The organism is Methylomonas rivi (assembly GCF_024505165.1).
Classification (GTDB): Bacteria; Pseudomonadota; Gammaproteobacteria; order Methylococcales; family Methylomonadaceae; genus Methylomonas; species Methylomonas rivi.
In genome coordinates, this window is record NZ_JANIBK010000143.1 from 1 (window position 1) to 9,961 (window position 9,961).

Sequence of the window (9,961 nt, forward strand, 5' to 3'; positions counted from 1 at the left end):
CTATCCCGGTTCGATTCCCGGCAAAATCGTCTCTGCTTGGCGAAGATGAACCGCAACTTTCGAATCCCGGCTTTAATTTGATAGTGCAATGGCAGATAGGGTTCGGCCTAGGATGTGTAAAAACGTAAAAAATTAAAAGGCGGTGGAAAAATCAATCGATTTATCCCTACCCTTTTACGGCTATGTGGAAAATGTGATTTCACAAATCTTGGAAATAGCCAGTTAAGTGGAGCAACATTTTATTTTTGCATTTCATTTTTGCGTTTTTACACAGCCTCGGCCACTTTGAGACATTCGGGTAGCTATTAATTCGAATTGCGAATGCCGGTTTTTAAGTGGTCACCAGTCCTTTAGTTCAGCAGAGGTGCAAGCCCCTGTCACCAAACAAGCACTCGCTCAACGTGATTTTGTTTCAATTCAAGGTTGTTTTCAAATAGCAAATATCCCTTGCTGGTGAACAGACATCACCTTATCCGATGATACCGGCTTGCTGAAGTAATAACCTTGCACGAAGTTACATTGTAATTCGCGCAAAAACTCCAGTTGCGCCAGAGTTTCTACGCCTTCAGCAACCACTTCGAGCTTTAGTTGTTGAGCCATTGCTGTAATAGCGGCAACAATCGCCTTATCACTAGGGTCGGTTGTGATGTCGTTGACGAATGATTTGTCGATTTTAAGGATATCGATGGGAAAACGTTTAAGATAACTAAGCGAAGAATAGCCAGTGCCAAAATCATCAATCGACAAACGAACACCTATATTTTTCAAGGTATTCAGGATGTCCATTGTTGCATCAAGTTGCTGCATTAATATGCCTTCGGTAATTTCCAACTCGAGTAACTCCGGCGGTAAATCCGCTTCATCCAGTGCATTCAGAACAGCGTCTAAAAGCGGATGCCGGCTTTGTTGTTGATTTTGTACTTGATGAAATTGGCGACTCGATAAATTAACCGCAACCCGGACGGGGAAGCCGTTTTGTTGCCAAAACCGTGCTTGTGAACAAGCCATTTTCAATACCCAGGCCCCAATGGGCACAATTAAACCGGTGTCTTCTGCCAGCGGAATAAAATCCGCCGGACTAACCATACCTAATTCAGGACTCATCCACCGTATCAAAGCCTCCATTCCGATGATCATCCCGGTTTTAGCATCGACCTGAGGCTGATAATGCAGCACGAATTCATCCTGCTCCAAGGCTCGCCGCAAATGCTTTTCAAGTTTTAAATACTTTTGCGCCGAATTGTTCATTTCCGGCGTAAAGAATTGGTAATTGTTTTTCCCCAATTTTTTGGCGTAATACATGGCCCCATCGGCAGTAGATAAAAGCCCTTCCATGTTTTTGGCATTGTGAGGATATATGCTGATACCGATACTGGCACTGGCATAAACTTCATGCCGTTCAATCAAAAAGGGGGACTTTAATAATTCCAATATTTTGTCGGCCACCTTGGCGGCATCCTGGGTATCGGAAAGATCGGGGAGCAACACGATGAATTCATCGCCACCTAGGCGAACGGCGGTATCTCCCTCGCGCAAACAATCCGATATCCGCTGCGAAACACTTTTCAACAACGCATCGCCGCAAGTGTGACCGATGGTATCGTTAACTACCTTGAAATTATCCAAATCAAGAAAGAGCACGCCAATCATGCATTGATTCCGATGCGCATGATAAATCGCCTGATCAACTCTATCTTTCAGTAAAGTCCTATTAGGGAGCCCAGTCAAATGATCAAAATGCGCCATATAGTCCAGGGATTGACGAGCTTGTTTAACTTCTTCGATTTCACGAGCATTGTCCAATACCAGCGATAGCGAATGTGCAAAACTTAAGGCCAAGTCTTCGTCCGGCTTGCCGAAAGGCTCACCGTTCTCCTTATCGCTTAAATAGATACGCCCATACACACGGTCATGACGAGCAATGGGCACCGCCAACAGGGTTTTCATGGGCGGGTGGTGCGGCGGAAAACCGGCGCTTTGCGGATGCGTGCTCATGTCATCCAGCCTGAGCGAAACGTTATCTTGTATGACTAGGCCTAAAAGCCCTTTTCCTTGCGGAAATGACCCGATACGCTCCGCTTGCTCGGCGTCAATACCGGTAAAAACGAAATGCTGAAGGCCGCCCGATTCATCCAAGATGCCAATGGCACCATAGCGGGCTTCCAATAACTCTGAAAGAGATTCAATGCCCATTTGCAACAGATCATTTTGAATAGACGTATGCGCCAATACCGTCAGCAAGCTACGCGAGGCTTCGTGTAATTTGGCTAATTTCGCCGACCAGGAAACAATCTGCTCATGTTCATCAGCCAACATCTTATTTAATATGCGAGCTTTTTTTCGTAAGGTGCGTTCGCGTTGTAACAGCATATTTAGAATGCTATGTTTAGTGACGACGCCTAAAAATTGCTTCTGCTCAAGCACCGGCAAAGCGCCCAAGCCAAATTGATCCATGATTTTCAGCGCCCGAGTCACGCTAGCATTCGGAGGAACGCTTACGCATTCCCTGTGTTCCGTTAGATCGGCGAAAATCCAGTTAGGGTGCTGAACGATGTCGCGCTCAGTAGCCAGTCCGCAAAAAATACCGGTTTCCACCGATTCTTTGAATACCGCATATACCGACTGGCCTGATACATCGCCAGGCCGATCTTCTTCCAGCACACAACTGACCCGAGACAGAAAACAGTCGCGGACAACCAGCCTATCCATTAGCGACCTTCAGACAGAAACACCTTGACATCGATTTCGGCGTGCATCACCTCGTCGATTCCCATCAACGGTTTTACATGCGTCAAAACGAAATCAATCAACTTGTCCCTGGATACGCGCTGCAATAAGCGCTGCCGGATTAAAATATCCGAAATCACATCATCCTCGATTTCAATATGTTCATAAGTGGCCGTGACCAACAGTTCTATCGCCCTGCGCATGGCTATGCAACCTATGGGGGCCTGTTTCCCCAATACCAACATATCTTTTAATGGCGGTATTGCATATTCGGCGACTTGTGCACTGATGTGTGTTTTTCTCTCGATTGTCATAAAACCTGAAATGGGGGTAGATGATTTATCTCTGCTAAAGAATGTAGAAATCGCGTTTGGGCTAACAGTTCGGTTTATTGTCACTTACATTGTAAGTATGAGTGGTTTTAACCAAAATGCAAAAAAGAAGCCAGCGTAGCCCGGATGGAATGAAATGGAATCCGGGGAATGAAGGCTATCGAAAATCCCGGATTGCGCTTCGCTTCATCCAGGCTACTCAAATGGGCCGGTAAAGATCAAATTGCCGTCATTGGATTAGATGGATCGATTGACCACAAGGGGCCGGTTTTTCTCTTTCAACTCATTTTGCTCGGAATTTTTTGCGCGAAAGACACATAACCTAAATGCAGCATTGTGAGGTTGTTTCCTCGCAAACTTCGGCAACTTGCTAGGTTATCAGACGTGCTACAGGTGTGGCGAGTGGCTTTATGTTGATGTTACGGCACGGTTAGAGCCGGTTGGCAGCGATGATAGTGTCGCCATCGCTAAATCCAGACTCGTCACCCAAGCCGATATTTCGGCCTTCGCTTTCAAGCCGTATCTCGTTGATCGACAATTTTCGCCAGCGCATGAAGTTCGGCGGAAATGTTCACGGGGTATGGCGGGGCTTTTGCCGGTTGCCGCAAGGGCGCGGGCAAGCTGTTCAATTGCCGTAGCGCGTGGTCTCTAGCTTCGGTCAACGTAGGCTGCCGGTCAAAAATCTTGCCGTCCTTCATCGTTAATTGCAGTAGCGTTTGGCCGGCACAGGGTGTGCCTTCCAGGGTGACGGTATCGCCGCATAGGAGGCCGTTATCGTCGTATCTGCGATAAACTTGTTTACGTCCGGGCCAGGTGGCTTTGCCTTCCGAGCGCTTGCGCCGGGCAATTCCGGCATATTCCTGCAATTTATACGCGCAGTCGAGATAGGGCGCATCCGCCGAGGTATCCATGTGCGTGCCGATACCGAAGCCGTCGATCGGGGCGTGTTGGGCCGTCAATTCCGCCAGTTTAAATTCATCGATATTGCCGCTGGCAAAAATGGTGGTTTCGCCAAGCCCGCCGCGGTCGAGAATGGCTCTGACTTTGCGGGCATGATCGGCCAAATCCCCGCTGTCCAGGCGAACGCCCTTGATTTTTATGCCTTGCGCATGCAAGGTAGCCGCCAAGTCGACTACTTTTTGCGCGGCGGCTTCGGTGTCGTAGGTGTCTATCAATAACACGACGTTATCAGGATTGGCCTTGGCGAAATCGATAAAGGCCCGGCTTTCGCTAACGTGCGTTTGTACAAAGGAATGCGCCATGGTGCCGAAAATGGGAATGCCGAACTGCATTCCGGCAGCCACCGTCGCCGAACCGGCGAAACCCGCCAGATAACTTGCCCTAGCCGCCAACAACGCGGCTTCGCTGCCGTGCGCCCGGCGCATGCCGAAATCCACCAGCAGTTTATCCGGCGCGACAAGTACCGAACGCGCGGCCTTGGAGGCAATCAAGGTCTGAAAATGCAACAGGTTGATTACTCGGCTTTCCACCAGTTGCGCTTCGGGAAGCGGTGCGGTGATGCGCAAGATAGGTTCGTTGGGGAAAAACAGCGTGCCTTCGGGCATGGCGTGCACATCGCCGGTAAAGGTTAATCCACTCAGCCGATCCAGCATAGCCGGTTTGAAGCGGCCGCTATCGGCCAGCCATGCCATTTCGGCGGGAGTAAAGCGCAATTGTTGCAGATAGAGCAACACCTGTTCCAGACCGGCGGCGACCAGATAATTGCGGTTTTCCGGCAGTTTGCGTACAAAAAACTCGAACACGGCGGTCTCTTCCATGCCTTGCTCGTAATAGCCCTGCAGCATCGTCAATTGATACAGGTCGGTCAGTAATGCGCTATTTTCAGTCATTTAATCATCTCGAACGAAATGGGTATCGCACCCTTTAGCAGCATTTTTTTGACGGCCCGCTCGCCATCTCGCTCATGCCTGTTAACCGCGCGCATGGCATCCGTGAGCAAAAACACCCGATAGTTAAGGTCCAGGGCATCGCATACGGTATTGAGCACACAATAATCCGTGGCCAAACCGCCGATGAACAAGCGCGAGACATTCAGCGCTTCCAGTTGTTGCTTCAATGCCGGGTTGCTAAACCCCGAATAACCGTCTGTGTCCGCTTTTTCCCCTTTGGAGATAATGCACACCTCCGCTGGAAGATACAGGTTATCGGCGAATTCAGCGCCATTGGAACCGGCTACACAATGTTCGGGCCAAATGCCGCCCTGCCGAATAAAGGAATAATGATTTTTTGGGTGCCAGTCGCGCGTGGCAAATACCGGCAATTGCCGGCGGATAAAGCAGTCGATGTACTCATTCATGACCGGTATCACTTGATCGCCGTCCGCTACCGCCAAATGGCCGCCCGGCAAAAAATCGCGTTGTATATCGATTACCAACAAGGCGTCGCCCATGCCCAACTCAATTTTATTGACAGTGTTTTTCTTGTTATTCATGTAATGTTCCCGAGCCCCGATTGATTCATTTTCTTAACCTGACGATGGGCCATATAATGAAGCGGCATCTATTCGGAAGAATGTGATTGCCGAACAAGCGTTATTAACATTTTCGAGCGTATAAAGACAGCTGTCGTTTCCGAACACCGTTACCTAATCCTCCCGAGGTTATCAGATGCAACAAGAATTGCCTGCCACGTTAATTACCTGGGATGACGTTTATAGCTTATGCCGACGGCTGGCCCGGCAATTGCGCACGGCGGATTTCCGTATCGATGTCATCGTCGCCATAGCGCGGGGCGGTTATATACCGGGACGGTTGTTGTCCGATATGCTCGGCATTCCGGATCTGACCTGTTTCAAAATCGAGCATTACCAGGGCGCTTTCAAACAACAGGAAACCTTGGTCAAATATCCGTTAAACGCCGATATTGCCGGGCGCAATGTTCTGCTGTTGGATGACGTCTGCGATAGCGGCGATACCTTTGCGGTTGGCGTCGAACACATCCGGCAATGCGGAACGGCGAACGAAATGCGCACGGCGGCCTTGCACCTTAAAACCGTTTCCAGGTTCGTTCCCGACTTTTATGCCGAAACGGTCGGCGAATGGCGCTGGCTTATCTACCCTTGGGCGGTGAATGAGGATTTATCCGGCATGATCGCGAACATGCAGCCGGCGAATTTCGACTCGGCGCTGTTGCAGCGGTTAATCAAACAGCGCCATGGCATTGACGTAAGCCTTCTTCAGATTGAAGATGCGCTGATGCTGCTACAGGGGTCGGAAAAACCGTAGCGGAAAACGCGCCGCTATTCCACAGGTCTTTGGGGGCATCATGGCTACAAATAAGGAAATTGCGTCGAAACTGCGGGAAATAGCCGCTTTGCTGGATGAGCAGAAAGCCAACCCGTTTCGGGTTAATGCCTATTTAAATGCGGCAAAAACGCTGGAAACCGCGGCCGAACCGATCGAGGAATTGCTGCGGCGCGAGGGGTTTCCGGCATTGCTGGAGCTTCCCGGCATAGGCGAAGGTATCGCCAGATCGATTAACGAATTTGTCCTGACCGGCCGCATGAGTCGTTTGGAAAGCTTACGGACCGGGCACGATCCGATCGCCTTATTCGAACAAATTCCGGGCATCGGCCCGAGGTCGGCGCACCGGATCATCGAAACGCTGCATATCGATACCCTGGAAGCGCTGGAGCTGGCGGCGCATAACGGCCGCTTAAAAACCGTTCCTGGTTTTAGCGCGAAAAAAATCGCACTGGTGCAATCCTGGCTCGCCCATGTGTTGGGTTACCGCCGTACCCGCTCGGAGCCGGAACCGCAACAAACCATTGCGGAACCGCCGGTGGCGCTGTTGTTGAAAATAGACGGACAGTACCGTAAAAAAGCCCAAGCGGGCGATTTGCCGACCATCGCGCCCAAGCGTTTCAATCCGAACGGCGAAGCCTGGCTGCCCATTATGCATGCGACTAAAAAAGGCTGGCATTTTACCGCCTTATATTCCAATACCGCGCGCGCCCATCAACTGGAGCGCGTAAAAGACTGGGTCATCATTTCATTTCACGACGACCTGCATCACGAGGGGCAACATACCGTTGTTACCGAAACGCGAGGTGCTGCTACCGGCAAACGGGTCGTCCGTGGCCGCGAAAAGGAATGCTTGGAATACTACTCGTAACGTGGGATATAAGACCGACCTGATTTGATGTTGTTATAGAGATTCAACCATTTACGACACTTGCGGTTTCGCATTGCCAACCGGCTAAATACGCAAGCCAATGCGCCTGCTCCTAAGTTAAACCAAAAAGCCCGGCATGCATCGCAGAGCCTCCCCCCAGGCTCGAACGGGGGAATGGCAAGCTTCGAGCTATCCATGCAGTTTGGATTTCGGCAATCCCTGCCGAAAAGACGGTTTACGGAACATGCCTTTTGAATTAGCTGAAATCGCTTACTAATCAACAAAGCCTTGGCATAAGGGGCGCTCCGTTTGCCAAGTTTTCGGTAATGGTGCAGGCGGTCTAATTATCTTCCGCAGGCCACTGAGTTTGTAGATAAAGGGCTTCGACTTTTTGCCTGGCCCATGGGGTTTTGCGCAGGAATTTCAGGCTGGAGGCGATGCTGGGATCGTTGGAAAAACAGTTGATAGGAATATGCTGGGCCAATTCCTCCCAGCCGTATCGCTCCACCAGTCGGGTGAGCAGCACTTGTAGCGTAAGTCCATGCAAGGGATCTTGTTGGCTGGATTTAGTCATCCGCACCGCCGCCGGGTTTTGCTTCCGCCTTCTTGACGCGTATCTTGCTGCCGGCTATGTCCAGGCCGTTGAGCAGTTTAATTGCCGCCTTGGCTTCGCCCGGCTTGGGCATTTCGACAAAGCCGAAGCCTTTGGAGGCCCCGGTTTCCTTGTCGATTACCAGCGAGCAGGATTGTACCGCGCCGTGTTCGGCAAACAGGGCGCGGAGTTCCGTTTCGGTGGTGGTGCGGGATAGGTTGCGTATCAATAGTTTCATGCGGGCGATTTTTGCTGACTTAAATTGTCGCTATGCTACAGGATGCGGCGGATTTTTTACGATTGTTTTATCAGGACCGGTTCGCTCCGATAGTGCCGGCGGTTCTTTGTGTGTTTGCCGGCTGTCGGTATCTACAATTCCGCCCGTGAGGCCTTGCCGCGTGCGGTTTTTTGTCCTAAGTCTCGCCGTATCGTGCTATTGCCGCGTTGTTCGATTCGCTGTTACCGCGATTGACAGCGCTTTATTAATCAAACTAGACTGCCATCGCGTTGCGCCGTGGCAAAACGGGCGTGTTTACGCATAACTTTGTTACCTGGAGAGCGGTATGGCTGACGTGATTAATAATTTTCCCAATAATCGCTCCGAAACCGTGGGCGGCAATGACAGTCTTGCGGTGGGTTCGGAGCGCAATGTCTCGGTAGGACGCAACGCCACGCTCAGGGTCAATTCTAATCAAACTTTATCGATTGGTAAGGATTGCACGTTAACCGTAGGTAAAAACCTGAAAGTTCAGGCCGGCGATTCGATAGAACTGGTGGTGGGTAATTCAAAGCTGGTGATGAAAAAGGATGGCACCATTATCATTTCCGGGCGCGATATTACCATACAGGCTAGCGGCGGTATCGACGTTAAATCCAGTAAGGACTTGGTTTTGAAGGGGAGTAAAATCCTGCAAAATTAATGGCGCCGCGGCATTTTCAGTATAAATATTGTGCCGCGGTATATTCTCTTCCGCATTGTTGGCTAAAGCTGAAATAGCATTTACTCGTACCGATGCGTTCGGTGAGTTTTTATAGAATATGTTTATCAGATCTAACCATAACCGTCGGGATTATCGTTTTGCCAGCGCCAGACATCGGTCATCATTTGTTGCAGATCCCGCTCCGCCCGCCAGCCTAATTTTTCTAGCGCCAGACCAGGGTCGGCAAAACAGGCGGCGACATCGCCGGGGCGTCTGGGGGCGATTTGGTAAGCCACGGACTGCCCTGTGACTCGGCCGAAGGTGTTAATCATGTCCAACACGCTGTAGCCGTTGCCGGTGCCGAGGTTGAAAGCCTCGCAGACAGCGGTGTCATCGTTTTGTTTCATCAGATACTGCAAGGCCTTGATATGGCCTTGGGCCAAATCGACCACGTGGATGTAATCGCGCACGCCGGTGCCGTCGTGTGTTGCATAGTCGTTGCCGAACACCGATAACATCGGCAGTTTGCCGATGGCGACTTGCGACAAATAAGGCATTAGGTTGTTCGGTACGCCGTTAGGGTCTTCGCCTATCAGTCCACTATGATGAGCACCGATCGGGTTGAAGTAGCGCAGGATGGCGATTTTCCAATGTTGTTGCGTTTGGTTAAACGCGTCCGCCGCGCTGGCGTCGCGGAGGATTTCTTCGATGAATAATTTGGTGCGGCCGTAGGGGTTGGTGGTTTGTAACGGAAATTGCTCGGTAATCGGCACCGTGTGCGGGTCGCCGTAGACGGTGGCGGACGAACTGAATACCAGGCTTTTCACGCCGTTTTCGGCCATGGTTTCCAGTAAAACCAAGGTGCCGGCGATGTTGTTTTGGTAATAACTCAGCGGTTGTTGGCAGGATTCGCCGACGGCTTTCAGCCCGGCAAAGTGAATGACTGCATCAAGGGTATGGTTTTGGAAGATGCGGCTGAGCGCCGCGGCATCGCGGATATCGGCTTGATAGAACGGAATGGAGCGGCCGGTGATTTTCTCTATTCTGCGGATGGATTCGAGTTTGCTATTGCTGAGGTTATCGACGATGACGACATCGAAACCGTTGTCAATCAGCTCGACGCAGGTATGGCTACCGATGTAACCGGCACCGCCGGTGACCAGAATAGTGTGTGTCATGATTTAATTCCATGGTTTAGCGTTCAAGAATGTCCAGCCCCGGCTCGCCGGCAAATGCCGCCGCGCAGTCGCCGGATG

11 protein-coding genes are annotated in these 9,961 nt (G+C 50.8%); 4 read left to right on the forward strand and 7 right to left on the reverse strand.

The window, feature by feature from the left end:
* Window positions 1-429 precede the first annotated feature (429 nt).
* Window positions 430-2,661, reverse strand: coding sequence for an EAL domain-containing protein (locus tag NP596_RS17595; RefSeq protein ID WP_256616702.1), 2,232 nt, complete (start codon window positions 2,659-2,661; stop codon window positions 430-432).
* Between the two features lie 47 nt (window positions 2,662-2,708).
* Window positions 2,709-3,041, reverse strand: a complete 333-nt coding sequence (locus tag NP596_RS17600) for a hypothetical protein (RefSeq protein WP_256616703.1) — start codon at window positions 3,039-3,041, stop codon at window positions 2,709-2,711.
* Window positions 3,042-3,209: 168 nt separating this feature from the next.
* Between NP596_RS17600 and NP596_RS17605 the strand changes: the two genes are divergently transcribed.
* The gene (locus tag NP596_RS17605) at window positions 3,210-3,380 is read left to right on the forward strand and encodes a hypothetical protein (RefSeq protein WP_256616704.1); all 171 of its coding nucleotides are present in this window, start codon (window positions 3,210-3,212) and stop codon (window positions 3,378-3,380) included.
* A 191-nt stretch (window positions 3,381-3,571) separates the two neighbouring features.
* Here the strand turns inward: NP596_RS17605 and NP596_RS17610 are convergent, their stop codons facing one another.
* Together NP596_RS17610 and NP596_RS17615 are read right to left on the reverse strand one after the other, a co-directional pair.
* The gene (locus tag NP596_RS17610; RefSeq protein ID WP_256616705.1) at window positions 3,572-4,909 is read right to left on the reverse strand and encodes a nicotinate phosphoribosyltransferase; all 1,338 of its coding nucleotides are present in this window, start codon (window positions 4,907-4,909) and stop codon (window positions 3,572-3,574) included.
* Entirely contained in the window at window positions 4,906-5,511 is a 606-nt protein-coding gene (locus tag NP596_RS17615; protein WP_256616706.1) for an isochorismatase family protein, read from the reverse strand. The genes NP596_RS17610 and NP596_RS17615 overlap by 4 nt, the downstream gene beginning before the upstream one ends.
* Window positions 5,512-5,686: 175 nt before the next feature.
* Between NP596_RS17615 and NP596_RS17620 the strand changes: the two genes are divergently transcribed.
* Window positions 5,687-6,304: a phosphoribosyltransferase gene (locus NP596_RS17620; RefSeq protein WP_256616707.1), complete on the forward strand. Its 618-nt coding sequence runs from the start codon at window positions 5,687-5,689 to the stop codon at window positions 6,302-6,304.
* A 40-nt stretch (window positions 6,305-6,344) separates the two neighbouring features.
* Complete coding sequence (locus tag NP596_RS17625; protein WP_256616708.1) at window positions 6,345-7,193, forward strand: helix-hairpin-helix domain-containing protein; 849 nt, start codon at window positions 6,345-6,347, stop codon at window positions 7,191-7,193.
* A gap of 340 nt (window positions 7,194-7,533) precedes the next feature.
* Here the strand turns inward: NP596_RS17625 and NP596_RS17630 are convergent, their stop codons facing one another.
* Window positions 7,534-7,767: a VF530 family protein gene (locus NP596_RS17630; RefSeq protein ID WP_256616709.1), complete on the reverse strand. Its 234-nt coding sequence runs from the start codon at window positions 7,765-7,767 to the stop codon at window positions 7,534-7,536.
* Entirely contained in the window at window positions 7,760-8,023 is a 264-nt protein-coding gene (locus tag NP596_RS17635) for an RNA recognition motif domain-containing protein (RefSeq protein ID WP_256616710.1), read from the reverse strand. The genes NP596_RS17630 and NP596_RS17635 overlap by 8 nt, the downstream gene beginning before the upstream one ends.
* Before the next feature lie 325 nt (window positions 8,024-8,348).
* Here NP596_RS17635 and NP596_RS17640 point away from each other — a divergent pair, with 325 nt between their 5' ends.
* Window positions 8,349-8,705 (forward strand): bacteriophage T4 gp5 trimerization domain-containing protein, encoded by a 357-nt coding sequence (locus NP596_RS17640; RefSeq protein WP_256616711.1) that lies wholly within the window; start codon window positions 8,349-8,351, stop codon window positions 8,703-8,705.
* Window positions 8,706-8,836: 131 nt separating this feature from the next.
* Here the strand turns inward: NP596_RS17640 and galE are convergent, their stop codons facing one another.
* A complete protein-coding gene (gene galE, locus NP596_RS17645; protein WP_256616712.1) occupies window positions 8,837-9,883 on the reverse strand; it encodes a UDP-glucose 4-epimerase GalE in 1,047 nt (348 codons plus the stop codon).
* Window positions 9,884-9,961 lie beyond the last annotated feature (78 nt).

Coding starts and splice junctions, on each gene's coding strand:
- NP596_RS17635 (WP_256616710.1), bottom strand. CDS start 8,023: ATGAAACTATTGATACGCAACCTATCCCGCACCACCACCGAAACGGAA.
- galE (WP_256616712.1), bottom strand. CDS start 9,883: ATGACACACACTATTCTGGTCACCGGCGGTGCCGGTTACATCGGTAGC.
- NP596_RS17610 (WP_256616705.1), bottom strand. CDS start 4,909: ATGACTGAAAATAGCGCATTACTGACCGACCTGTATCAATTGACGATG.
- NP596_RS17615 (WP_256616706.1), bottom strand. CDS start 5,511: ATGAATAACAAGAAAAACACTGTCAATAAAATTGAGTTGGGCATGGGC.
- NP596_RS17625 (WP_256616708.1), top strand. CDS start 6,345: ATGGCTACAAATAAGGAAATTGCGTCGAAACTGCGGGAAATAGCCGCT.
- NP596_RS17640 (WP_256616711.1), top strand. CDS start 8,349: ATGGCTGACGTGATTAATAATTTTCCCAATAATCGCTCCGAAACCGTG.
- NP596_RS17600 (WP_256616703.1), bottom strand. CDS start 3,041: ATGACAATCGAGAGAAAAACACACATCAGTGCACAAGTCGCCGAATAT.
- NP596_RS17630 (WP_256616709.1), bottom strand. CDS start 7,767: ATGACTAAATCCAGCCAACAAGATCCCTTGCATGGACTTACGCTACAA.
- NP596_RS17605 (WP_256616704.1), top strand. CDS start 3,210: ATGAAGGCTATCGAAAATCCCGGATTGCGCTTCGCTTCATCCAGGCTA.
- NP596_RS17620 (WP_256616707.1), top strand. CDS start 5,687: ATGCAACAAGAATTGCCTGCCACGTTAATTACCTGGGATGACGTTTAT.